This is a genomic window from Nostoc sp. LEGE 06077, assembly GCF_015207705.1.
GTDB lineage: Bacteria > Cyanobacteriota > Cyanobacteriia > Cyanobacteriales > Nostocaceae > Nostoc_B.
In genome coordinates, this window is the sequence record NZ_JADEWI010000029.1 from 55566 (window position 1) to 81110 (window position 25545).

The window sequence follows — 25545 nt, forward strand, 5'->3', positions numbered from 1 at the left end:
TGAATTGCTTATGTCTAATCATGATGAATTACCAACCTTCAAGCAGCATTTTTAAGGATAAGGAGTACTTGGACAAGAAGGACGATAACTAGCTGGAACTGCATAACTTGAGCCTTGAGCAGCACACAACAAAGTTTTCACCCAGTCATCATCCCTACCAACTTCACGGAAATATTCTGCTGGTGGCCCTGCTTGTGGCACAGTAAATCTCTGAGCAAACAAGTCTGGTAATTGAGATAACAAGGCTACATCAAAACCCCAATCTCTAGTTGGTGGTGTGTAGTAAGCCGTGGTTCCTTGTGGAGTTCCTTTGTTAGTCCAATATGTCGTGTAGGGGAAATCAAAGAAACTGCGGTTATTAGTCGCACTACCGGTCGCTGCTGCGTCAGCTGCCGTGATACCGGCAAAAGGTGCAGTAGCATAACTGCTGCGTTTGAATTGAATAAAGCTACCCCTAATCTTGGCTGCATACTGAGTATTACCATCACCACCCCAAAACTCTAGAAAGCGAACAAAGTTCTGTAAACCAGCAGATTCTTCTTCTGGGCGGCTAGGGCTATTACCTGAGACAAAACTAGAATTGAAAATATTGTCACTGGTTACTTTTTGTACCCATTCTTGTTGAATACCAGGTGTTTTGACTCCTTGGTTGAGATTATTACTGGGGGTTCCTTGAGGGCTGTAAAGTTGTAGCACTGGTACAAGAGGAGGTTGTTGAGTACCAAATGGTCGTGACCTCAAGAATAGTGGTTGATCAACTGCGTAATATTCATTGCTTGTAGGATCAATTGGACTAGCAGTTCTATTGGTAGTTTTAAACCATAATGCTGATTTATTAGTAACCGAGCGGGGTCTAATAGTGTTGAAAGTACTGTAGGGGTACTTTTGTACTTTGCCAGTACTATCAATGCCTATTGGTACTGGGAGTTTTGTACTTGCGACCGTGGCATCAGTAATTACAGCACCAGTATCATCCAGTAGTTGATTACTGCTGTTTCTGACAAAAGCGACTCTACGAGCGTAGCTTTGGTATTGTGAAATAGCAGGTTGGGCAGTTGTACCAGCCTGATGTGTGTTTGTAATGTCGAGAGCAACATTGAAAGTTAAATCTGCTACTTTTAATGCTCCAGTAGTACCAGGTTTAATATACCAGTCTCCATCTCCGCAGGTTGTTGCGGGTACTTTGACACAAACTTCCATGAGATACTCGTTAAAGTCAGTTCGGCGCTGAATTGGTGTGGCACCATTGGCAAGGTAAGAAGTTTTGAAAGTATTACTTGGATATCCAGTAGTAGAATCTGCCCAGTTAGCACTAGTCACAAAATTGTTAACTAACTGTGTATCTGGGATACTGCTGGCATTATCTCTGATGTCGTAATCACCATGATTACGGAAACCGTCGAGAAAATCGCCCGATAACAGAGTAAGAGAATCAGCCAAAATAGTTGATGGTCGCCACACATCACCATCACCAGCACTATTAGGACATCCACCTCTTCCTGGGCGGCAAGCAAAATGGGTATTGAATGTGGCTCGGTTGTAGAATTGGCTAGAGTTGGTTTCACTATAGTCAGAAAACTCTTCAACCGCAGTCCCATCAGACTTTTGATGCAGATTGAAATTACCTTTAATGTAAACTGGTGTGTTACTGACTAAAATTAAGCCCTTTTCTGAAGGATCGTAAGTTGTACTATTACTTCCACCTCGTGCTAAATTGCTGCCATTAAAGAGTCGAATCCCGTTAGGACGACGGGTGGGATCAAGTTTGAAGTCGGTTTGACTAAATAACAGTGCTTTATCTGTTGAAGCAGTTGGTTCAATGGTTTTGTAACTTAAATCCGGCAGAGCATCATCACGAGTAGCGTAAATAATGCCACTCTTAGGTAATAAATACTCAGTTGTAGCAATGGTTGTATTTGCCAGCCGACCTAAGTTAATTTCGGTAACACGAACCTCTAATGGCTGACGTTGTTCTAAGTCCAAGTTGTATTCGCCTTGGGTACCCGTTTGATAGTCAGTGCGATTTTGTAAAGCCTTCACTTCTCTAGCATCTAAAAAGGCTGCTTCTCTAATTGCGCCATGAGGAAGAGCTGGAGATGTAGCTGGTGTTGCACCATTCAAAATGGAAAGCGCACACAAAGCAGTATCAACAGCAGAATATTCTTCCATTGTGAAATTAGTAAAAGCACTACCATTGCTTGTGTATTTTTCCATTGCCTTTCGCAAAGGTTCGTTGGCAATACGTCCATTGGGAAAGACTAATCTTGCTTGTCGTTTGAGTATTGTCAAATTGGCACTACTAATGGTGCGGGTAGGGAAAGCATAAACAATACCGTTGTTAGACTTACCAGCAGTTGTAGCTTGATCCGCAGGTGAAGGATATTTCCAAGTTGCAGTTAAAGTGGATAGGTTTTGAGCAGTAATATTATTGGTTGGATCAAAGTAGCTACTCACACAAGCTATCGGAGTTTGGGCAGTACCAGCACTGCTTTTGAAGTGATAAACTGCCGTAGCCCGCATGAGTAAGTCGCCTTTTCTGGTTTCTCCAGGCGCTCCTGTCATCGGCATGGTATCAGGCCAAACTAATATGTTAGTCTGTGCTGTACCTGCATCTTTAAACCCCGCAGGCGTAGGCATTTTGCCTCCACCACTACCAACAAAATTTGCATCTAGCGTGGGATTTGCCAAAAATGAGCGCGTGCTACGAGGAAAAGAACCTGTACCAGAAGTAGCACCACCATCATCATCGACATAGATACCTGCGCCTGTAATAACTCGCAAACCGCCGACATTAGATAAAGGATTGGCTGAGTTATCTTCAACAGCTTTTTGTTCCCAAAAGTCATTGCGGTCGGTTACACCTAAGTTCAGCTGTGGTTGTACTTGCGAAGCACGAGTACGGGCTATGGTGTTGGGGTTATCCCATTTAGTTGTACCGCTATCTACAGGCTGACGAGCTTTTTGACCTGTAACATATTGATTATCACTATTTTTCCAGTATGCCGGCAGGTTATTGCCAATAGCAACGCGATCGCCTGAATAGTTTTCTTTACCATCGTCTTTTTGTTGTTCTGGTTCTGTGGCTGGTAATTTATCAAGACTGAGAGTTAAGCCTGTATTAGTAGTGGTAATCTCTCTCCACGCAGCAGGTACTTCAATTTCTCCAGTACCAGGGAAAACGTTACTGGCTGTATAAGTACCAAGTGCTTGTGTATCACTCGGTATGGCACTGCTAACTTCCGCAAAAGGAACACGGCGAGTACGGTTTCTTAAATACAACTCGATTTCATCACCCAAAATCCCGTAAGCACTGGCAACATCTAAACCAGTACTTTGATCAATCCTAGTAACAACATTACTTTTTACGTCTTGGGGATATCTAGTAACACCTTGAACAGCAGTCTTTAAACCTGTAACTGTGGTTTGTGTTGCACAAGTAGTACAAAGACCAAGAGCAGTTTCTTTCATCAAAGTGATGCGCTTGTTATAAGCAGCATCATTATGTCCTAACCTTTGACCACCATTTTCTGTTGTTGATTTATGGTTGGTACTACCAGCAATCTTGATTTTGACTGCTGGGCTAGACTGATCTCCAGTCCAAGGGTTTGTTTTATAACCACGAAATAAATGAACACTTATTGGCTCTTTATTAGTGGTTTGTGAAACGTTTCCTGTTCCTAAATTCCCCCCAATTGTAATTTTTGCGTTGTCGGGTTCATAGTAACAGGAGTTTTTACTACTGACTTGACGGAAAACAATATCTACACCACTAAATTGTCCCCCAGCCAATAAATTACCGTTCGTGTGAATAGAACCATTTAAAAGTAAATCAGAACCCGGAGAAATTTCTAGGTCATTTTCAAACCAGACTGCTTTATTATTAACAGGAATACGCTCTCGGTCTTGTTGATACTCTAATGCAGAGAAGCCACGATTTCCCTTTTCATATTTTGTTGTATCAAGGCTGCCCAGACTATCAATAGGTACATTAACCGTGTAAACAAAAAAGCTTTTAGCTAAATTCCCTCCTGACTTGTACCAACTAGCATCACCCACTAAGCTGGCACTTGTACCAATAGCATCTGCACACGCTCCACCTACTTGGCTTTTATCCATAGGTGGTGTTCTAGCATCTAAGGCTTTTCTGGCTCTATTAAATAAGTTGCTTGTATTACGGGGCGGACTACGAAAATAAATAGAGTAAAGGGTAAAGCTATCAAATTTTCCGTTGTTGTCTGTATCAACAGGAAATTTCCAGGCAGTCGTTAAAGTTTCATTATTTTCCAGTGTTGAACTAGTTTGAATACCTGTTGTGCCATTAAAGTCAGCAGCTACTTTCAAACGTGTTTCATCACCAAAGTCATATCTAGTATTACTTTTAATAACATCGTATAACGCTACATCTGTGGGAGTTGAGCGTGGTAGTGAAGGGTCATTTAATAATTGTTCTAATTTTGATGTTGCGCGATCAACTGCTGGCATAGAAGCAGTAAGAACAGCCTCATTGACCCGCACATTAGTGGCATTTTTAGAGCGTTCAAAAGAACGAAATAAAATTGCGGTAGTCAATAAAACAACCACTAGTGCGACCATCGCAACTGTTGGCAATACAAAACCAGCATTTATAGAGTCTCGTCGTCTTCTTCTGCTGAGAAATAAAGTTCGCAACAGCCAATTAATTTGCTTTTTAACGGCAATTAAAGAGGATGGATAAAGTTTTTTAGAGATGATTTTGGTTATCTTGACTAGCTGGCGTTTTAAGGACATAACTGCTTTCCTGTCAAGTGGTTTAATGCTAATTTATTTTTGGCAATTGTGAAATTTACCTGTTGAGTAATTCTCCAGGCTTAATTTTTGTATAGATAATAGTTGTTGCTTGACTTGTTAAACTAATACCTCAACACAGTAAAACACTAGACAATGATGTTTAAGTTATATCATTGCTCAACTTTTTAGATTTTCTGGAAAATACGGATTTTTTCAATTAAATGAATTTGTTGCTGATATGGGATAAAACACGGATGCTTCATATTAACTTTAAAAACATAGTTGACATTTGAATGCAACTTTATGAAGATGTGTTTGACAATATAAGCTTAAATTACCCAACTTTAAAAGAAAACATATCAATTGAATAGAAAAAATATGAATTAATTAAAAACCTCCCCGAAATAGGGAGGTTGATAGCATCAATATTCTGAATACATTAGCTGTTGATACCTTGCTTGAAGGTGAGTTCAACGAATCTCAGTGTCTCATCCTTAATATTTCAAAAGATCAGCATGAATAACTCAAAACTAGGTATATGTGTACAAGAAGTACATACATACTATTTCGTTGACTTCACTTTGCTTGAGGGTTTAGTAATGGTTCAGGTTAATACCTGCTTCTTTAGCCATTGCTTCTAAACCTTTGATTTCTAAGGTTTTGATGGCTTTAGTAGATAGCTTAAGTTTTACCCAGCGATTTCCACCTTGCCACCAAACGCGCTTATTTTGGAGGTTTGCCTGTTGAAGACGCTTTGTACGGCGATGAGAGTGAGAAATTGCAAAGGCGTTATTTGCTTTCTTGCCAGTTAGTTCACAGCGACGAGACATAGGATTTGATTTGAATACAACCTTTCTATTTTAGGGCTTCAGAAACAGAACAGGGAGAGGTAGAAGCAGGACTTACGTCATAAGATTATTTGTTTAGGGGTGTAAGGGTAGATGGGTGTGCAGTTGTCAATCAGCCAAATCCTTAAACCCTTCTCAACAAAAGACTTCTTTGCGTAAATTCTGTTCTACTCAGTACTACTCAGTACTACTTATTAGCTTGTTCCGTCAGCTTGGTGAGTACGTCATTTGAGCGCTCGACGAAAGATTTCATTCCTTCCGCGTCAAAGCCTTTCTGAGACATCAGTGCTAAATCATAAACATGTTGACAAATCAAATTGACTAGCTGACCTGTGGGTGACTCTGCCCCATCTTGGATGATACTACCTTGGCTAAGATTTGTCAGATTTTGAATTAGAGGATGGGCAGTATTTACTAGTAAAATATGGTCTTCAGGAAATTCTGCATTTTGCTGCTGCATCATGGCATTCATTTCTCGCAAACGGCGGAGAATTTCTGGTAACAGCACCATTGCCGGAGGTGTCCCTTGAGGATCATCGGATTTTAAGGCTTCGGTGCGAATGTTAACTTTGGGTTTTTTCAGCGCTTTTTCAAATAGCTCTTTGATAACTTCACTCTTGGTTTTGTTGGTTTTGGGGTCAACTATTTCACCAGATTTGTCTTGATCTAGCAGGGTATTATCTAGGTCGGAGTCTACGCGGGTAAATTTGACATCATTATATTCCCGCTCTAAGAAGTTGATGAAGTGGGTGTCAATGAAGGAGTCCATAAACAGAACTTCCAAGCCTTGGTTTTTGTGTAGTTCTATGTAAGCGGCTTGGGTGGCTTCATCTGTGCTGTAGAAAACCCGATTTTCGTGGCGTTCTTTATTACGTTCTAAGTATTCTTTGATGGTTGTGTAGGGAGCGCTGCTAGAAGTTGCTGGGGTGACATCTTGCCAAGCATCACCTTCTGAGGATTGTACTTCAACTGCGGGAGTTTCAGCAGCTTTTTGGGCAAAGTTGGCGGTACTGCGGAAGACAATAATTTCTTCGACTTGTTTTTTGAATTTTTCGTCGTTGAGAGCGCCAAATTTGACGAAAGTGCCGAGATCTTTCCAAGCATTAATGTACTGCTCACGGTCATCGCGGTAAAGTTCTTTGAGGCGATCGCCTACTTTCTTCGCTATATAATCACCGATTTTACGGACAGTGCGATCGCCTTGTAAAGCACTGCGCGACACGTTCAAAGGAATATCGCTACTATCAATTACACCCCGCATCGGCATCAGGAATTGCGGCATAATTTCTTCGCAGTTGTCACTCACGAACACTTGATTGCAGAATAATTTGATTTGCCCTTTAGTTACATCCACATCTGGGCGCATTTTGGGAAAATACAGAATTCCGTTGATAATAAAGGGATAATCTGTATTCAGATGCACCCACAGTAGCGGTTCTTCTTGGAAAGGATAAAGATAGCGATAAAACTCTAAATAATCTTCTTTTGTTAAACTACTAGGAGACTCTCGCCAAGGCGCTTTTTGTCTATTTAATACTTCACCATCTAGCTTGATGGGTACTGGCATAAAGTCGCAGTAAGTCTTGACAAGATTCTTGATTCGTGATGACTCTAAATACTCCTCCTCATCTGTCATCAAGGTGAGGGTGATAGTTGTACCGCGAGTAGTGCGGAGAGACTCATCTAGGACAAATTCTGGCGATCCATCGCAAGTCCAGTGAACTGCTTGTGACCCTTCTTTGTAAGATAGGGTATCGATTTCTACCTTTTGCGCCACCATAAAAGAAGAGTAGAAACCCAAACCAAAATGACCGATAATCGGTTGGTCTGCTTTTCCCTGATACTTGTGGATAAATTCTTCTGCGCTGGAAAAAGCAACTTGGTTAATATATTTTTTGACTTCCTCTGCGGTCATCCCTATACCGTTATCGGTAATAGAAAGAGTCTTTTTATCTTTATCAATGGCAAGTTGAATTTCTGGTTCACCTACATCACCACTGTACTCTCCGGCGCGGGATACCATTTTTAGCTTTTGAATAGCGTCTACAGCATTGGAGACTAATTCCCGCAGGAAGATTTGATGATCTGAGTACAGAGACTTTTTGATAATTGGGAAAATATTCTCAGTATGAATACTGATAGTGCCTTGCTCTAGCATAACTTATGGTTAGATAAAAGATTCTCATTGAGGATCTTAAAGGTAGAGTGAGGGTTATTGCTCTGTTTTACAGCCTGATTTTCCCCCAATAGCTGTTCGGATTTCCCTACTAAAGTAATTTCGACTTAATTTTCTCAAGATAAATATCTAAATTTATGAGAAGTCTAGCCTTTGATAAGTAAAATTTTTATCGTTATTTTTCAATATATAAAAGTCCAACTTCACGAGGTTGAAAAACTAATCAATATTTTTACTGAAGATATAGCAAGTAATTTTTGAGACTATATTATTGAACTATATTTATAGGATTATGTCAAAACTAAAGATAAACAATCAATTTATACAGCGGGTTTATAAACGTGCCATGAAAGAATACAGGCTGTTAATTCAACCAAAGATAATTCAGATTGAAGGAATTAAAATCAAAATTGGTGAACATATTTCCCCACCTGTAAAAAAGGCTATGTATATTGGTGAATATGAAAGTTCTGAATTACGCGCAGTTAAATCTCAACTTTCAACCAATGATATCGTTATGGAGTTAGGTGCTGGCATAGGTTTACTTTCTAGCTATTGTGCTAAACGTATTGGTTCTGAAAGAGTGTTTACTTATGAAGCCAACCCTCGATTAGAAATTCCCATCCGTGAAACCTATCAAATAAATCAAGTTTTACCAAATTTAGAAATTTGTCTTGTAGGCGAAGAAAATGGAGAGCAAACTTTTTATGTAGGCAAAAATTTTTGGTCTTCTTCGATTATTCCTTGGAATGAAGGCGCTAAACCAATCACTGTTGCAGTTAAGTCATTTAATCAAGAAATTAGAAAAATTAACCCTAGCTTTTTAATTATTGATATTGAAGGTGGAGAATATGACTTGCTTAAATATGCTGATTTCTATAATGTCAAGAAACTGGTAATTGAAATTCATCCAAAGGCGATCGGAGACGATAAAGCTAATTCTGTTAAATATAAATTAGCAGAATTAGGTTTTCAAATAAATCATAAGTTTTCCAAAAATCCTGGTATTCTGGAAGAACTTTTTTTAGAAAAAAAATAATTATAAAATCTAAAACTAAACAATTAAATCTTTAATTAATTTTTTAGTTTTTTGTACTGCTACATTCCAGTTCAATCTATTTTGATACTCATAAAATGATGAAAATGCCAATTGATAATAATCATGATCATTGGACATCATTGTGATTATATAATTGCAGTATGCAGAAATATTTGCATCTAAGGGAAATATTTTTCCATTCAGATCATCATGTATCAAAGTAGCTAGACCACCTACATTTGTAGATATAGCAGGTACTCCAAAGGAGTTGGCTTCAGCCACAACGTGAGGAGTACAGTCTGCTATGGTTGGCAAAATTAAAAAATGAGCTTCTGCAAATAATTGATTTATTTTTTCCAACCCAGCTTTTTTAGATTTATCGATAAATTCTATATATTTGACAAATTGTGGTAAAGATTCATTAATCTGGGGTTTGCATCCAACTATTGTTAATTCAGTTTTTAAACCCAGATTATTTAACTCTTTTGTAATGTGAAAAGCTATGCTACCTCCTTTTCTAATCCAGTCAACCCCGATAAATAATAATTTACATGGAGTATTCGGCTTAGATTGAATAATATTCTTAATATCTTCAATATTTCTATTACAGATTAAGTTGGCTCCATAAGGAACTACTTGAATTTTGTTAGCAGCAATATTATATGTCTTCATAGCTTGTTTAGCTGCCCAATCAGATGTGTAGATAATTAACTTACACCGATTTAAAGCTTCTGCTTCCATTGAATGGATGTTACGAATATTTTCTTGACACAAGTTCTCCATGTGCCGATAAAAGTTGATTAAAGAACTGAGAGTTGCATCAGTCCATAAGACAATCGGTTGCTTACATTCTAGATAAGTAATTGGGACTATATTTTCTGGACATAATACTATATTTGAATCTGAATTTTTTAGTTTTTTATGAAGTTGATGAGCATAATTTTTAACTATTAATGGTTCTGCCCAACGATAATAATCTTTTTTAGATATATAGTGATAAAAACTCCATTTTAATTTAGTTAAAGCTGTAAAATTTTTATTGAGTGGCCCTAAGTAGTCTATTTCAACAGATTCATCTGTTAAATGTTGTGATATATTGTAGCCTGCTGCACAAATTCCTTGAATATCTTTTGACCAAGAACTGGGATTGGAAATATCATTTATAGTGGCGTAAGCAATTTTCATAAGTTATTTTATAAGTTTTAAATTCAGACATTATTTATTATTTCACTTAAATATCTGTTTTTATATAACCAAAAAAAGTACTGACATCAGATATTTTTGGAACTTGTTGGAGTATCGATTTAGCTATACTTCTAGGTAACACAGTCATAATTATTAGTTTTGTTATAGCTTTATAAATAATCATTTTTTTGAGTATATGAGTGTCAGTCATAATGGTCATCCATAAAAATCTAGCAGAGTGAAATGTGTTTTGCTTACCTGGCTCTACTGTAAGTGCTTTATAACTAAGATATTTATAAAGGTTAGCAATTCTGTAGGATTTTAGGTGCTTTAATGAAGAAGGTACATTATTAAATACTTGATTAATTATGCGTAAATTTGATGACTCAGAGCCTAAAATATTAGATGACTTAGAATTGACTGATACACGATAAAGAATTTGAACTTTTTTGACAGGGATAAAATTATAATGAGCAGCTAATCTTAACCACATATCGGTGTCTTCTGCATTAGTTAGCAATTCATCAAATTCACCAACTTCTCTAAAAGCTTGTCTACGCACCATCACATTAGAACCACTACCAATAAAATCATCTAGTAATAGTTTTGAATAAACGTTACCTGTCCAATTAGCATGACTACATTTCCGTAAAAAATTATCGTTTTCATCAATTGCATCAGTAAAACTATAAGCCACCACAGCTTCTCGATTTTCTTGTAATGCCTGATATTGTGCCTCAAGTTTATCTGGTTTCCAAAGATCATCTGCATCTAGAAAACTAACAAATTCAGTAGTCGTATGTATTAACCCACGGTTACGGTTAACAGATACATTAGCTTGAGGATAAGTAAATAATTTAATACGGGAATCGTTTATATTAGAAATCTTATTTAATGTGGAGTCGAAGGAACTGGAGTTAATTATAATTAATTCAAAATCAGATAGACTTTGTGCTAATACAGACTCGATAGTTTTTTGAATTGTTTTTTCAGCATTATAAACAGGAATTATGACAGAGACTAGTGGCATAGTATGAGCTAATAATTTGTATATATAGGACTCATATTTGATTTGTGAAAAAACTTAGGTATCTGTAAGATAGACATTGATTAAGTAGGTTGATGTTAAAAATTGTCGTTATGACAAGGCAGGAGGGAGAGGGCAGAAGGCAGTAGGGAAGAGGTTTTCAAGCCATTTTACTTTTCGTTACATAATTAGGTTTATTTGCACCATTCTACTTAATATATTCTATGTAGATTGATAATTTTACTTAAAATGGCCACCCTACACATAGTTTAGAAATTAAGTCGGATTGCTATATTGATTTGTTGTTAATACTGACAAGAGCTTTCTGCATTTTCAGTCTCCAAATATAAACAGGACTAATTAAAGTACTGATAAGTCTTTCCATTTCGCAAGCTGCGACAATATCAGTAGATATGGCTTGTCGATAACGGATGAAATGTAATACTAGTTTGCGGGTATCGTTCAACAAATATGCAAAAAAAGCAAAAGGTCTTTGCCAAGTTTGAAGTAGTAACATTCTTAAGTAATACCGAGCTAGACCAATTCCCCTCATAAGCGACAGGAGGTAGACTTTTTCTAACCGCCAAGCAGGAATTATATGTTCTACTTCCATTGCAGGGTTATACCAGATTTCCCAACCTGCTTGTTGAATATAAAATAAGGCTTCAGCATCTTCACCTCCTAACATAGATGAACCAATTCTCCCAACTAAAAAAAGTTGCTGAGGAACATTATCTTTCCACGCATTTCTTCTGACTACTAAGCCAGCTGTGGGAGGGAAACCTTGACGATGAGGATAATATTTATGAGGTGTTTCACCTCTTTCGGTAATTGCTAAGTAAAACAATATTGGTTTAAGATGTTCTGGTGGTTTTACTTCAAAACACCCATGAATTTGACTGGCGTAAGCTCCAGTTTGTTTATGAGTTTGGGCAAATTGATAAGCTTCTATAATCCAGTTAGATGCTGGTAAATTATCATCATCTAAAAAACCAACAAGCTCACCTTTGGCTTCAATAATGGCTCTGTTTCTCGCAAAAGCAGCACCTTGCTTTGGTTCAAAAATATATTTTAAAGGGCATGGTTTCTGCCATTTTTGTTGATGTTCGTCAATTAGTTTTACTATATTATCAGTACTATTATTATCAACAATAATAATTTCCCAAGTAATATTTTCAACACCAATTTGATTTTGTAATCGCTCTAATACTTTAGGTAAACGATTCTCACCGTTATAAGTGGGAATTGCTACAGTAAAATCAATAGCCATGATGAGACAAGTCTGAAATTATATACATCTAATATCAATTTAAAAAACCTAGCAGCAAATAATTAGTTTACTGCCTTCTTTTGGCAACTAGGTAATGTTAAATAGTTGCATTCATTATCAAATGAAATCACAACAATCTAACATATTATATGTAAGGGAAATCACCAGTGAAATTACTTAAATGTAGCTTTCTGAATAGAGATTGAGATTAATTATCAAAATTTTCGCTCATCTGTTGTTCCAACAAATCCAACAATTCATCGACCAATGCTGATAGTAGTCATTAATGCTAAGACAAGGAGAAATTTGGCGTAGTATCTTTTACAGACTTGACAGCCAGCTAACTTATAGGATACAAATCATTTGATTATCTTTCGTCCCACATCATTGAAGTGGGTAGGAGGCAATGGATGATTGTCAGTATTTCTCTAATAGCGATCGCATTTATCTAAATCAAGGTACTTACCGCATCTTTGAACCGGAGTGGAAAGCAGAGATTCTCCACTGGTTCAGTCGAGAGGATGTCAATAAGCAGCAAAAAGAAGATTTTATCCAGGCTTTAATAGATTTTGATGACGGCTGCGGCGGTTTTTATCGCTATCGCGCCTATTTTCTGGCGGCTGAGGCGATCGCTAAATTTCCCGAATGCAGTTTGGCTGATACGATTGTCGAACAACTTCTCAAATGGAGTTATGGCTATTTCCGTCAAGATAAGCGAGATTGGCAGATACTTCCGCAACCTTTGGTTGAGACGGCGAGAAAAACGCTGGAATTAACTGATAGAAAACGAGTAGTCGCGGCTTTTGTTTATTTGGTTCATACAACTGAAAGTCGCACAATTCTGCGACTAGCGGCTGAGAAGCTAGGAAAACTCGATCAGGGTAATAGAAGTGCGATCGCAGCTTTGGCGTTAATGCCAATTGCTGAGGATGAACCTACCCTTATATTCTGCCAGATTTGTCAAATCTTTAGGCAAATATCAGTAGTAGATGAAACTGCGATCGCACATTTATCTGAAAAACTTCAAAATGCTCAGTCTGATATAGAATGTTTGCAAATAGCTAGAAGTCTCCTAGAAGCAGACTCTAGTAATCAAATTGCCATTAATGCTCTATTCAAATTAGTTAACAATCTCGGTCAATCCCCAAAATATCCCGATGATGCCCAGTATATTGCATGGCAAGCAACTATAAGTCTGGCACAAATTGATCCTACTTATGAACGAGGAATTAATGCCCTAATTCAGCTTATTAGGAATGCGAAAGAGCATTCATATCTAAACATAGCCGTGAAGGATTTGGGATCACTAGGTTTGGGTAATCAAGCTGCACTTGTCACTTTAACTGAGCTAATTACTTCAACTCAAGATTATTATTTGTTATGTGACGCAGTTGAGAGTTTAGAAAAAATTGACCCAGGTAATAAAATTGGGATTACAACTCTATTAGAGAAAATAGAAAAGGTTCAGGATGAATTTTTTCTTAAGAAAGCAGCTTGCCTGGTAGGAGAGTTAGATCCTGGTAATAAATTGGCAATTAGTACATTATCCCATTTACTCAAAAATACTCAAGATGAATCATTGCGTTTAGATATAGCTAATAGTTTGGCAAAAATAGACCCCGGTAATCCACAGGCAATTTTTACATTATCTACAACACAAGAAAACAATTTGCATCAAATATTCTTGATGACAGCAATTCAAAATCTAGAACTACTTGATGCAAGCAGCACATTGGTAAAAGATAAGTTCAACGAAATTATTCCTATCGTGATCAGATACATCCAAAACTTTCAGGCTGCTGATGACAATCAAAACTACTGCAATAATCTTACCAGCAGTCTATCTTATGAATCCTATCTGTTAGATATATCTGACAGTTTGATTAAAATCCTGCAAGTTGAACATTTGCCGCAAGTCCTCACATCATTAAAAGACTATTTGAACCAACAATCTTACAAAAATAGTTCTTATCGCTATGAGGCTGTGTTTAAAATTATCTGGCATTGTGCCGAAAATCTAAATTATCCAGAGTTTTACAGACTGTGGCACAGCTAATAAATTAAAAAGTAACGCAGAGAAATACTTTAATTTCCTCTGCGTTACTTTGCGTTTTCCTTAACGTTACTCAGCGTTAAACAACAATCTCACCACTCATTCGCTGTTCCAACAAATCCAACAAGCCATCTACATCTTTACCAACTTGGGCAAAACAATCAGGTGGTGATGGTTCTGGTACAAATTGAATTAACTTAACTTCCCCCTTGCCAATACCAATTATCAACACTTCTACTTCTGGCTGATGATGTTCAATGATTCCAATAATTTCTTGCAGCCGATTTTCAACGTTTTCATTGAATTTCTCTATCGCCTCTTGGGGACAATAAACAAAGTGCGGAGTTGGCTGCAAATCAATGCCGATAGTACCTTGGCTATTGCCATTTTCTAACCACAATGCCCAAGATAACGCCGCTAATTCTTGTTGATTTGCTTTCACAAATCTATCTAACTGACTACGCCACTTACTATCACCTGTTTCCGGCTGGGTACTACCAAACATCATTTCTTTGAACCTTTGCGCCTTTGCGCGAAACTTATCTCAAACCTGACTGCACACGCCACAAACTAGCATAAACTCCATTTTTATCTAACAACTCCTCATGAGTTCCTGATTCTGTTAATTGTCCATATTCCATGACATAAATACAATCGGCGTTGCGAATTGTGGAAAGACGATGAGCGATCGCAATTGTGGTTCTATTTACTGTAATCTTTTCTAGCGATCGCTGGATAGCGGCTTCGGTTTCATTATCTACCGCGGAGGTGGCTTCGTCTAAAATCAAAATTGGGGGATTTTTTAACACTGCACGCGCGATCGCAATTCTTTGGCGTTGTCCACCAGATAACTTTTGTCCGCGTTCACCGACAATTGTCTCATAACCTTGGGGCAGATTTTGAATAAATTCATGGGCTTCTGCCACCTTAGCGGCTGTGATGATTTCTTCATCAGTAGCATCAAAAGTCCCATAGGCAATATTTTCCGCTACCGTGCCGTGAAATAGAAATACATCTTGGCTGACTAAGCCAATACAACGGCGTAAATCACGTAAATTTAAGTCTTGGATGTCAATTCCATCTACCGTAATTGTTCCCGGTTCGACCTCATAAAACCTTAATAACAGCTTGACAAGGGTACTTTTACCGGAACCTGTAGAACCAACAATGGCGATCGTTTTGCCAGCAGGAATTTGCAAAGATAAATTTGTAATTACCGGAAATCTATCTTGATAAGCAAAAGTGACATCCTTAAATTCCACCGCGCCGAGGACTTTATCCACAGGTAAGGCTATACTTCCTGGATGAATTGCGATCGGTGTATCCAATAAATTCATCACTCGGTTAGTCGAAGCCATCGCCCGTTGATACTGGTCAAATGTATCACCTAATCGAGTTAAAGGCCACAACAAGCGTTGAATTAAAAACACCAAAACACTATAGGTGCCTACCGTCATTTTTCCGGCAACAGCAGCCATTCCGCCATATAATAGTAATGCTGTAAAACCAACTAAAATCAACATCCGAATCAGGGGTACGAATGCAGCCGAAAGTTTAATTGCTTTAGCATTACTTTTTCTGTACTCGTCACTATCTTCTGCTAAACGGTAACTTTCATAATCTTCGGCAGTGAAACTTTTAATAGTAGTAATACCGCTTAAATTATTTACCAGTCGCCCATTTAAATAACCGACCTTTTCTCGCACATCGGCGTAACGTGGTGCAAGTAACCGCTGAAAAGCAAAGGAACCCCAGAGAATAAAGGGCATTGGCGACATCGCCATCCACGCTACACTAGGAGCCAATACAAAGAAAGCACCACCTATAATTATTACCGTAGTGACAACTTGAATAATGTCATTTGCTCCCACATCCAAAAAACGTTCTAGTTGGTTGATATCATCACTGAGGATGGACATCAAACCACCAGTGCTGCGTTCTTCAAAATAAGCTAGTTCCAAATCTTGCAGATGTTTGTATGCGTCCAGTCGTAGGTTATGCTGAATATTTTGCGCCAAATTACGCCACAGTTTAGCGTAGGCGTACTCAAAAACCGACTCTAGTATCCAAATGATCGCAGTGAGTAGAGAAAGAATTAAAAATTGTCCAAAGACATCTTTTACACCCAACTGAGCAATGATAGAATCCTGCTGTTTTACTACTACATCCACCGCCACGCCAATTAATCCTGGTGGTGCTAAATCAAAAAGTTTATTGAGGATAGAACAACCAATTGCTAACCAGATTTGTTGACGGTACTGGTTGCCGTAGTCAAGCAGGCGGTGGAGGGGATGCACTGAATGTCTACGCTTTTTTAATATCTGACGAGAATTAAATGCTATAGCCACAGTCTTTTAAAATTGCGTGCATTTGATAATAACACGGAAGAGGAAAGTATCTGAATTTTTAGACTTGAGCCAGCCTCAGCAGACAAATGAGTGTCACCATAATACAGGAGTTGCCGGAAAATCTAAAAGGAGATACAACCTTGAAAAGTCAACAATTGGGAAATTGGCAAACTACAGTTTTAGGAATTTTGTTAGGACTACTGGTGATTGTCGGACTAAATGCCTTTATTATTATCAATCCAGGGCAAGCAGCGGTGATTAGCATTTTAGGTAAAGCTAGAGATGGTGCTTTATTGGAGGGGATTCACTTGAAACCGCCCTTTATTTCCGTGATCGATGTGTATGATTTAACAGTGCAAAAATTTGAAGTACCAGCGGAAAGTTCGACAAAGGATCTGCAAAATTTATCGGCGAGGTTTGCGATCAACTTTCGGCTAGATGCCTCACAAGTAGTTCAGGTGCGGAGAAAACAAGGAACCTTAGAAAATATAGTATCAAAAATCATTGCCCCTCAAACCCAAGAAGCATTTAAAATAGCAGCTGCTAGAAGAACAGTAGAAGAGGCTATTACCAAACGCAGTGAACTGAAAGAAGATTTTGATAATGCTTTAGGCGATCGCTTAGACAAATACGGAATAATTGTGTTAGATACTAGTGTGGTTGACTTAACTTTCTCACCCGAATTTGCCAGAGCCGTCGAAGAAAAACAAATAGCCGAACAACGCGCCCAAAGAGCAGTTTATGTAGCACGAGAAGCTGAACAAGAAGCCCAAGCAGAAATTAACCGTGCTAAAGGTAAAGCCGAAGCACAAAGACTTTTGGCCGAGACTCTCAAAGCTCAAGGTGGGCAATTAGTTTTGCAAAAAGAAGCAATTGAAGCATGGAAAACAGGCGGCGCACAAATGCCTAAAGTGTTAGTTATGGGAGATAAATCACAAAGTAGTGTACCCTTTATCTTCAACCTGGGGAACGTTCCCAACCAACAATAATTCAGGTAAATTAACCAAGTAAATTTGACTGGTTTCACCTCATACACAAAGGTAAATTCTCGAAAAACATGATTCAATCTATGCCAAATTCTAATCAACTTCCTCTGACTGTTGCCGAAGCTAGAAAATTCCTCAACAAATTCAACTGCTTAGATATTGCACCAGTCCTCGATACTTCCGAAAAAGCCTTAGTCCGTCAGGCTTTAATCTTAATCACCAAACTTTCTGACTATCAAATATTGGGCATTTGTGCTGACACCGCTGAAGAAGCACTACTCGCCATGAAAACTTACTCCCAGGCTTTAGGTTATGAAGTCCCAACTGATTTACCCACAACTGAAGGCCCAGTTTATATAAAATTAAACGGCAAAAATGGTTTGTGCTATCTCGATTCCTATGCTGGACATCATCGTGGTGTATTAGTATCTTGCCAATCTTATGATGAAAGAGGAATCAACGAAATGTATGGACATCTACCCCTCGATTTATTTGCCTAAAGTTGGGAGAATGTAGGTAAGGCTGTTACCTTATCTACTCAAACTCACAAATAAAAAAATACTATATATTATGAGTATTATTACACTCCAATCTGTTAAAAAAGATTTTGGAATCAAAGAAATATTAAATAATGCTAATTTTAGCATCGATGCTAATGATAAAGTTGGTTTAATTGGGACTAATGGTTCTGGCAAATCAACTTTATTAAAAATGATCGCTGGACTAGAATCAATTGATAGTGGGCAAATTATCACTAGCTCCGGTGCTAAAATCATCTACTTACCTCAGCAACCAGATTTAGATGAAAATCGTACAGTTTTAGAACAAGTTTTCGCTGACAGTGGCGAACAAATGAAACTCGTACGTGAGTATGAAGAATTATCAGATAAACTCGCCCATTATCCTGAAGATAGTCAGTTAATGTCTCGTCTGTCTACAGTTATGCAACGGATGGATGCTACTGGCGCATGGGAACTGGAAACGAACGCTAAAATCATTCTCACCAAATTAGGAATTGCCGATTTTGATGCACCCATCGCCACATTATCAGGAGGATATCGCAAGCGGATTGCTCTAGCAACAGCACTGCTATCAGAACCAGACGTTTTGCTGATGGATGAGCCGACAAACCATCTTGATGCACTGTCTGTAGAATGGTTACAAAGTTATTTAAATCGCTTTCGTGGCGCATTGTTATTAATTACTCACGATCGCTATTTTTTAGATAAAGTCACCAATCGCATCATCGAAATTGACAGAGGGGAAATTTACACTTACACAGGCAATTATTCATATTACCTCGAAAAGAAAGCCTTAGCTGAAGAATCCGCCGCTAGTACCCAACGCAAACATCAAGGAGTCTTACGTCGAGAACTAGAATGGTTAAAGCGTGGCCCCAAAGCCAGAAGTACAAAACAAAAAGCCAGAATTCAGCGCGTCGAAGCCATGCGCGAAACTGAGTTTAAGCAAGGTTTGGGTAAAGTAGATATTTCTACCGTCAGCCGTCGCATTGGCAAAAAGGTTATTGACCTGAAGAATATTTCTAAAGCTTATAACGACAGAACTCTGATTAAAGATTTTACTTACGAATTCAGCCCAGAAGACCGCATTGGTATCATTGGCGGTAACGGCGCTGGTAAGTCTACCTTAATGAACATCATCACCGGGCGAATACAGCCGGATGCAGGTAGGGTAGAAATTGGTTCTACAATTCACATTGGTTATTTTGACCAACATTCTGAAGAATTACTCACGGCTTTGAATGAAGATCAGCGCGTGATTGACTACATTAAAGAAGAAGGCGAATTTGTCCAAATTGCTGATGGGACGAAAATCACTGCTGCTCAAATGTTGGAGAGGTTTTTATTTCCGGGAAACCAGCAGTATGCACCAATCCATAAACTATCTGGCGGAGAAAAACGCCGTTTATTTTTATTACGCATATTAATAAGTGCGCCCAATGTCTTAATTTTAGATGAACCTACCAATGATTTAGACGTGCAGACATTGGCAGTATTAGAAGATTACCTAGAAGATTTCTCTGGAAGTGTCATAGCAGTCTCTCACGATCGCTACTTTTTAGACCGGACTGTTGACACAATTTTTTCCTTAGAAGAAGGCGGAAATCTCCGTCAATATCCTGGCAATTATTCAGTCTACCTCGACTATAAAAAAGCTGAAGAAGCAGCACAACAAGAAACAGTTAAAAATAACGATAAACCAAAAAATTCTGAACTTCAAACAGCCACTCAAGCAAAAGATTCTGACACCAAAAAACGTCGCCGATTATCAAATTGGCAAAAGCGAGAATTTGAGCAGCTAGAAGCAAAAATTTCTCAACTAGAAGCTGAAAAAGTTGCAGCAGAAACAGCAATTATTAAAGTTGCTCCCGGAAATTATAGCCAAGTCCAAAAACTCTATGAACAAGTGGAAACTCTCAAACAAGCAATTGATGTAGCTACCGAACGCTGGTTAGAATTAGCCGAAATAGAATCTTGAAATTAATGAAGCTTTGTTGAAGTTTCTAGCATTCTCTTTTCCTCAGGGTGTAGCCCCTTGCCCTTTGGTAAGGGCATTTCTATTATTAGATTAGAACTCGGTTATCAAGCAATTGGTTGCTTACCCTATTTATCCAACAATTTATTGAGGGCTTCAGCTAGTAAGGCTTAAACTCTGGTGTCTTGTTCCAACACCAGTTGCGTGAACTGCTTTGAGACAGCTAGTTCACAATAACCAGCGAGGGTGCATTTTTCCTGCATTCTTGGTGATAGTTTACAGCCTATCTCGCAGTTTGTTATGTATATTCTGACTCAATACTATGTTAAGTTCTCCAATTGTTCTGTCTTTTATTATTATCCTGATTACTCTTGGGGCTGGAATAATGGGACTATCCATTCTCAGGACACGAAAAATTCTCACATTTTTCAAGACAGAACCAGATCAACTTAGTTGGCGAATCATGTTTTCGCTCATGGTTTTTTTTCTGGGTGGTTATTCATTATGTATTTATTTAACAATTACAAGACTATTTGAATGGATACCATTGCTGACAGGCATGGTGTTCTTTTTTGGATCATTATTTGTTTTGTTTAGCGTTACTATTTACTACCAAACACTGCAACGACTGTTTTTCATGCAGGAGCAATATCGCCTAGCTAAAGAAAATGCAGAATCAGCTTTGTCGAAATTACAAGAAACTCAACAATCTCAAATACAATTAATTCAACGCGAAACTATGTTAGCGTTGGGGAAAATGGTAGCGGGGGTTGCTCATGAAATTAATAATCCAGTCAGTTTTATTCATGGCAATTTAGAATATCTTCGTCAATATACTAGTGACTTACTCAATCTTTTAGACACTTATGCTACTGTCTACCCAAATCCAGATGCCAAAATTGTCAAAGCTCTGGCTAAAAGCGACCTAGATTTTATCCATATAGACTTACCAAAGCTCTTGCAATCAATGGAAACTGGCACAACTCGTATTAGCGAGATTGTCGAATCACTCTCCAATTTCTCACGATTAAATGAATCTGATTATAAAAAAGCTGATATCCATCAAGGTGTTGATAGCACACTTGTGATTTTGCAACATCGCCTTAACCGCTATGCTATTAATAGCCAACCTATTTCCGTGATTAAAGATTACGGTAAAATCCCGCGAATTTTTTGTAACCCTCGCTTTTTAAATCAAGTGTTCCTCAATATAATTAATAATGCCATGCCTTAATGCAAAAAGAAATTAATGTCGATGAAAATAAATCTGAAAAACCAACTATTTGGATTCGGACATTTCAGTCTCAAGATAACCAAATTACTATCTCAATTAGTGACAATGGTTGTGGGATGAATGATAATATTTGCCAAAGTGTTTTTCAACCTTTTTTTACTACTAAGCCTGTTGGTCAAGGAACAGGTTTAGGTTTATCTATTTGCCATCAAATTATTGTTGAGCAACATGGTGGTTCTATTAAATGCGTTTCTCTTACCAACCAAGGAACTACAATTGATATTATACTTCCTATTAAAAAATAAATATTTATAATTTATTTATATTTTGTCTAATGCTAAATTTGTCAGATAAAGAATTACGAAATATAGCAATTTATTTTTTAGAAGAAACCCCTGAAGAACGGCTAAAAACTCTCAATAAATTAGGAATAGGTCGTTATCGATTTTTAACTCACATTAAACTAAATGACGTTAATATTCTTTGCATTATGCGATTTTTTCAAAATCCTCGGCAGCTAAAATTCCCTAATTTAGCTGGTGCAGATTTATCCGATTTGATATTAGACGAAGTAAATTTCATTAGAGGGAACTTAATTAATGCTAATCTGCAACGTAGCAGTTTAGTTAATGCTGATCTCCTGTTTGCTAATTTTACCAAAGCTGACTTACGCAATGCTGATTTAACAGGTGCAACTCTGAATAAAACTATTTGGATAGAGGCTTTAGTAGAAGGGTGTCAGTTTGGTCAAGGTACTGGTTTAACTCAGTTACAGTATCAAGATTTGCAATTGCGGGGAGCTAAGTTTACTCATCCAAATAATGGTAATTGAAATCCGAAAAACTATAAGATGGTGATATTGAAAATCTTCTGGTTAAATTGATGAGTAATTCTATTAAGTTACCTAAAAAATTGATGCTGTTGGGTTCAGGTGAACTTGGCAAGGAGTTTGTGATTGCTGCTCAACGGCTTGGTAATTATGTAATTGCTGTTGACCGCTACGCTAATGCTCCAGCTATGCAGGTTGCTGATTATGCAGAAGTAATTTCGATGCTGAGTGCAGATGATTTAGAAGCAGTGGTCACAAAGCATCAGCCTGATTTGATAATACCAGAAATTGAAGCAATTAGAACAGAAAAGTTACTAGAATTTGAACAAAGAGGGATTACAGTTATTCCGACGGCAGCGGCAACTAACTACACAATGAACCGTGACAGAATCCGGGAATTAGCACATAAAGAGTTAGGCATTAGAACAGCTAAATATGGTTATGCTGTAACCCTCGAAGAATTAATTGCGATTTCTGATGAAATTAGCTTTCCGAATGTAGTTAAACCTGTGATGTCATCTTCGGGAAAGGGTCAATCTGTAGTAGCAAGTAAGAGTGAAGTTGAGAAGGCTTGGAATTATGCGATCGCTAATTCTAGAGGCGACAGTCAAAAAGTCATTGTCGAGGAATTTATTAATTTTGAAATTGAGATAACATTGCTGACAATTAAACAATGGAATGCCCCAACAATTTTCTGTTCTCCTATCGGTCATCGTCAAGAAAGAGGCGATTATCAAGAATCTTGGCAACCAGCAGGCATATCTGAAGATAAAATCTTAGAATCTCAAGTAATAGCTAAAAAAGTCACCGATGCTTTAGGCGGAGCCGGAACTTTTGGTGTGGAATTTTTCATCACCAAAGATGAAGTAATTTTCTCGGAACTTTCACCTCGCCCCCATGATACAGGGATGGTGACATTAATTTCCCAAAATCTGAATGAATTTGAATTGCATTTAAGGGCTGTTTTAGGCTTACCCATTCCTTATATTGAACAACTTGGCTCTTCAGCTAGTGCTGTAATTTTAGCCTCAGAAAAATCAGATTCAATTTCTTTTGTTGGTGTTGCTGAAGCTTTGGCAGAAAAAGATGTCGATATTAAATTATTTGGTAAACCATCGGCTCATCCTTATCGACGGATGGGCGTAGCTTTAGCTAAAGCCGCAAATGTTCAACAGGCGAGAGAAAAAGCTACAACAGCAGCTAATAAAGTCCAAATCATTTCGACTTGAAGAATCTCGAAGTCAGGATACCTCAGAAATGGGGTATTCTCGCTCTTTTTGGATTGATTGCACTATCACTAATTGAAAAACTAGCATTAACTATTTCCCAATTCCTAAATCTACAGCGATGCGATGGGCGCACGCAAAACCAGAAAAGGCGACAGCATTCAACCCTTGACCCGGAAAGGTACTATCACCGACACAATAAAGTCCTTGAATATCTGTGCGGTTAAATGGCATTCCTAACAAGCCCCACAATTTCCGCCGGGGAATTGGCCCGTATGTCCCATCTTCTCGTCCTAAGAAACGACGATGAGTGCGGGGTGTGCCTACGGCTAGATAATCTAACCCTGTATCTAACCCAGGAAAAATCTTTTCTAGTCGCTCAATAATTCGCCAAGCTGCGGCTTCTTTCTTTGCTTCATACCTATTTGCCGACAGACCTAACCAACCATCAATCCAGTGAGGTGTGAAGGCATGAATGATATGATGTCCTTCTGGGGCTAAATCTGGGTCAAGTAATGTGGGAATTGAAACAAAAATTGTGCCTTCTGCTTTTGTCATATTCGCCCAATCTTCTAACAAAATATGATGGCATTCTGTGTCATTGGGTAAAACTGAACTGTTGACACCTATATGTAAACTCAAAAAGCTAGGTGATTTTTCATATCGTTGTTGCCATATTTTCTCATTATTGGGTATTTTATCTTCAGGAATTAATTTACCAAAGGTATCCCAGCGTGTAACATTAGAAACTATGCGTTTACCTCGATAAATTTGACCGTTAGCTAGTTCTACACCGACAGCACATCCCTTTTCTATCAGAATTTTTTTTACCCTAGCTTGATACTGAATCTCACCGCCAACTTTTTTTAAACCCTCTACTAGTTTTTGAGCAATTATTCCTACTCCGCCTTGAGGATAATTAACACCGCCATAATGTCTATCAGAAAAGACCATACCTGCATTAATCATTGGTGTCATGTTCGCTGGTACTACTGACCAGCAATAACATTCCATATCAATAAATTTTAATAATAAGGGGTCTTTAATATAACGTCGTGCGACATCTCCAACATTTTTTGGTAGATATTTAAGTAAACCCAGACACGCTAAAGGATGCCGGAAAAACATCCGCATCAAATACCGAGGTTCTTCTAGCGACAATAAATCCATACTGTTCAGGCAATTAAAAACTTGCCAACATTCGTTATAAAAGCGCCGAATACCTCTTGCTTCTTGCGGAAAATAAGCAGTAATATTTTGCAAAAATTTCTCATAATCCCGGTCAACTTTAATATCTAATTCATCGGGAAGATGATAATGAATCTGTACTGGATCGGGTATTGTTTTTAGATCCATATTGACTGCATCCAGGGCGCGAGTCAGCAAGTTAGTTGTGCCATTTTTCCCCAAGCCAAAAATCATTGATGCCCCCACATCAAAGTGATAACCCTGGTGTTCAAAATAGCCTGCACTACCACCGGGAATCAGATAACGTTCTAGTACCAAAACTTTAGCTCCTTTGGCTGCTAGTTGAGTTGCTGTTACCAAGCCCCCCATTCCCGAACCAATGATAATTGCGTCAAACACAAAATTGTCATTTGTCATTGGTCATTTATCCTTTGTTATTGGTTGTTAGGATTACAAAATCAAAAATAGCCTAATTTTATGGGAGAAAGCTGAGTTTTTGGACTTATCTCTGGGGTGGCCTGTACTTCTGTGCTTAAAACCCCAACAAATGACCAATGACTAATAGACTTGTCCACAAAAGATAAAAAGCTTACTGTGAAAGCGTCACACGAACTATAACTGGGATGAAACACTAATTATGGCTGAACGCAAGAATAAAGTTTTGGGGATGAAAATATCAAACTTATTAAAAGTTTTCAGAAATATAGCTTTCTAAATAATAAAATCTAAAGGCTGATAATTCAAGTTTCATTACTTAGTATAAACGAATAATTTAGATGTAACCTAACTAATCCACATACAGCCATTATTACCTGATTATAACGATGTCGAGCTAAACGAAATTTCTCACTAGCTACTCGAAAAGTTTTAACT

Annotated in this window: 18 protein-coding genes; 9 read left to right on the plus strand and 9 right to left on the minus strand. The window is 38.0% G+C overall.

Going from position 1 to position 25545, the window contains the following annotated elements; translation table 11 throughout:
* Positions 1-51: 51 nt before the first annotated feature.
* From hpsA to htpG, 3 genes are all read right to left on the minus strand, one after another.
* Positions 52-4767 carry a hormogonium polysaccharide biosynthesis protein HpsA gene (hpsA, locus tag IQ244_RS18475; RefSeq protein ID WP_193896689.1) on the minus strand — a complete coding sequence of 1572 codons (4716 nt, stop codon included), beginning with the start codon at positions 4765-4767 and terminating at the stop codon, positions 52-54.
* A gap of 593 nt (positions 4768-5360) precedes the next feature.
* Positions 5361-5597 (minus strand): 50S ribosomal protein L28, encoded by a 237-nt coding sequence (rpmB, locus tag IQ244_RS18480; RefSeq protein ID WP_015110986.1) that lies wholly within the window; start codon positions 5595-5597, stop codon positions 5361-5363.
* Between the two features lie 205 nt (positions 5598-5802).
* Positions 5803-7773 (minus strand): molecular chaperone HtpG, encoded by a 1971-nt coding sequence (gene htpG, locus IQ244_RS18485; protein ID WP_193896691.1) that lies wholly within the window; start codon positions 7771-7773, stop codon positions 5803-5805.
* A gap of 310 nt (positions 7774-8083) precedes the next feature.
* Here htpG and IQ244_RS18490 point away from each other — a divergent pair, with 310 nt between their 5' ends.
* Complete coding sequence (locus IQ244_RS18490; RefSeq protein WP_193896693.1) at positions 8084-8830, plus strand: FkbM family methyltransferase; 747 nt, start codon at positions 8084-8086, stop codon at positions 8828-8830.
* Between the two features lie 15 nt (positions 8831-8845).
* Here the strand turns inward: IQ244_RS18490 and IQ244_RS18495 are convergent, their stop codons facing one another.
* From IQ244_RS18495 to hpsE, 3 genes are all read right to left on the minus strand, one after another.
* Positions 8846-10015, minus strand: coding sequence for a glycosyltransferase family 4 protein (locus IQ244_RS18495; protein WP_193896695.1), 1170 nt, complete (start codon positions 10013-10015; stop codon positions 8846-8848).
* Positions 10016-10061: 46 nt separating this feature from the next.
* Positions 10062-11045, minus strand: a complete 984-nt coding sequence (locus tag IQ244_RS18500; RefSeq protein WP_193896697.1) for a glycosyltransferase — start codon at positions 11043-11045, stop codon at positions 10062-10064.
* Positions 11046-11331: 286 nt separating this feature from the next.
* The gene (gene hpsE / locus IQ244_RS18505; RefSeq protein ID WP_193896699.1) at positions 11332-12312 is read right to left on the minus strand and encodes a hormogonium polysaccharide biosynthesis glycosyltransferase HpsE; all 981 of its coding nucleotides are present in this window, start codon (positions 12310-12312) and stop codon (positions 11332-11334) included.
* 406 nt (positions 12313-12718) lie between these two features.
* On the opposite strand from hpsE, the gene IQ244_RS18510 reads away from it, so the two are divergent.
* Positions 12719-14368 (plus strand): hypothetical protein, encoded by a 1650-nt coding sequence (locus IQ244_RS18510; protein ID WP_193896701.1) that lies wholly within the window; start codon positions 12719-12721, stop codon positions 14366-14368.
* Between the two features lie 76 nt (positions 14369-14444).
* Here IQ244_RS18510 and IQ244_RS18515 read toward each other — a convergent pair whose 3' ends face one another.
* On the minus strand, positions 14445-14873 hold the full coding sequence (locus IQ244_RS18515; protein ID WP_193896703.1) for a hypothetical protein: 429 nt from the start codon (positions 14871-14873) through the stop codon (positions 14445-14447).
* A gap of 31 nt (positions 14874-14904) precedes the next feature.
* A complete protein-coding gene (locus IQ244_RS18520; RefSeq protein ID WP_193896705.1) occupies positions 14905-16713 on the minus strand; it encodes an ABC transporter ATP-binding protein in 1809 nt (602 codons plus the stop codon).
* Between the two features lie 140 nt (positions 16714-16853).
* Between IQ244_RS18520 and IQ244_RS18525 the strand changes: the two genes are divergently transcribed.
* From IQ244_RS18525 to purT, 7 genes are all read left to right on the plus strand, one after another.
* Complete coding sequence (locus tag IQ244_RS18525) at positions 16854-17702, plus strand: prohibitin family protein (protein WP_187308020.1); 849 nt, start codon at positions 16854-16856, stop codon at positions 17700-17702.
* A gap of 80 nt (positions 17703-17782) precedes the next feature.
* On the plus strand, positions 17783-18199 hold the full coding sequence (locus tag IQ244_RS18530; RefSeq protein ID WP_193896707.1) for a DUF1824 family protein: 417 nt from the start codon (positions 17783-17785) through the stop codon (positions 18197-18199).
* 70 nt (positions 18200-18269) lie between these two features.
* The gene (locus IQ244_RS18535) at positions 18270-20198 is read left to right on the plus strand and encodes an ABC-F family ATP-binding cassette domain-containing protein (RefSeq protein WP_193896709.1); all 1929 of its coding nucleotides are present in this window, start codon (positions 18270-18272) and stop codon (positions 20196-20198) included.
* 382 nt (positions 20199-20580) lie between these two features.
* The gene (locus IQ244_RS18540; RefSeq protein WP_228059001.1) at positions 20581-21429 is read left to right on the plus strand and encodes a sensor histidine kinase; all 849 of its coding nucleotides are present in this window, start codon (positions 20581-20583) and stop codon (positions 21427-21429) included.
* Positions 21429-21734, plus strand: a complete 306-nt coding sequence (locus IQ244_RS32550; RefSeq protein ID WP_228059002.1) for a sensor histidine kinase — start codon at positions 21429-21431, stop codon at positions 21732-21734. The genes IQ244_RS18540 and IQ244_RS32550 overlap by 1 nt, the downstream gene beginning before the upstream one ends.
* 29 nt (positions 21735-21763) lie before the next feature.
* Positions 21764-22261: a pentapeptide repeat-containing protein gene (locus tag IQ244_RS18545; RefSeq protein WP_193896711.1), complete on the plus strand. Its 498-nt coding sequence runs from the start codon at positions 21764-21766 to the stop codon at positions 22259-22261.
* Positions 22262-22311: 50 nt separating this feature from the next.
* A complete protein-coding gene (purT, locus tag IQ244_RS18550) occupies positions 22312-23487 on the plus strand; it encodes a formate-dependent phosphoribosylglycinamide formyltransferase (protein WP_193896714.1) in 1176 nt (391 codons plus the stop codon).
* Positions 23488-23577: 90 nt separating this feature from the next.
* On the opposite strand, the gene crtH is transcribed toward purT, so the two are convergent.
* Positions 23578-25089, minus strand: coding sequence for a carotenoid isomerase (gene crtH, locus IQ244_RS18555; protein ID WP_193896716.1), 1512 nt, complete (start codon positions 25087-25089; stop codon positions 23578-23580).
* Positions 25090-25545 lie beyond the last annotated feature (456 nt).

What these genes read in the sequence shown, in the direction of transcription:
- rpmB (WP_015110986.1), bottom strand. Translation starts at nt 5,597, where the DNA reads ATGTCTCGTCGCTGTGAACTAACTGGCAAGAAAGCAAATAACGCCTTT.
- IQ244_RS18490 (WP_193896693.1), top strand. Translation starts at nt 8,084, where the DNA reads ATGTCAAAACTAAAGATAAACAATCAATTTATACAGCGGGTTTATAAA.
- IQ244_RS18535 (WP_193896709.1), top strand. Translation starts at nt 18,270, where the DNA reads ATGAGTATTATTACACTCCAATCTGTTAAAAAAGATTTTGGAATCAAA.
- IQ244_RS32550 (WP_228059002.1), top strand. Translation starts at nt 21,429, where the DNA reads ATGCAAAAAGAAATTAATGTCGATGAAAATAAATCTGAAAAACCAACT.
- IQ244_RS18545 (WP_193896711.1), top strand. Translation starts at nt 21,764, where the DNA reads ATGCTAAATTTGTCAGATAAAGAATTACGAAATATAGCAATTTATTTT.
- IQ244_RS18540 (WP_228059001.1), top strand. Translation starts at nt 20,581, where the DNA reads ATGGGACTATCCATTCTCAGGACACGAAAAATTCTCACATTTTTCAAG.
- IQ244_RS18510 (WP_193896701.1), top strand. Translation starts at nt 12,719, where the DNA reads ATGGATGATTGTCAGTATTTCTCTAATAGCGATCGCATTTATCTAAAT.
- crtH (WP_193896716.1), bottom strand. Translation starts at nt 25,089, where the DNA reads ATGACAAATGACAATTTTGTGTTTGACGCAATTATCATTGGTTCGGGA.
- IQ244_RS18530 (WP_193896707.1), top strand. Translation starts at nt 17,783, where the DNA reads ATGCCAAATTCTAATCAACTTCCTCTGACTGTTGCCGAAGCTAGAAAA.
- purT (WP_193896714.1), top strand. Translation starts at nt 22,312, where the DNA reads ATGAGTAATTCTATTAAGTTACCTAAAAAATTGATGCTGTTGGGTTCA.
- htpG (WP_193896691.1), bottom strand. Translation starts at nt 7,773, where the DNA reads ATGCTAGAGCAAGGCACTATCAGTATTCATACTGAGAATATTTTCCCA.
- IQ244_RS18500 (WP_193896697.1), bottom strand. Translation starts at nt 11,045, where the DNA reads ATGCCACTAGTCTCTGTCATAATTCCTGTTTATAATGCTGAAAAAACA.
- hpsA (WP_193896689.1), bottom strand. Translation starts at nt 4,767, where the DNA reads ATGTCCTTAAAACGCCAGCTAGTCAAGATAACCAAAATCATCTCTAAA.
- IQ244_RS18495 (WP_193896695.1), bottom strand. Translation starts at nt 10,015, where the DNA reads ATGAAAATTGCTTACGCCACTATAAATGATATTTCCAATCCCAGTTCT.
- hpsE (WP_193896699.1), bottom strand. Translation starts at nt 12,312, where the DNA reads ATGGCTATTGATTTTACTGTAGCAATTCCCACTTATAACGGTGAGAAT.
- IQ244_RS18515 (WP_193896703.1), bottom strand. Translation starts at nt 14,873, where the DNA reads ATGATGTTTGGTAGTACCCAGCCGGAAACAGGTGATAGTAAGTGGCGT.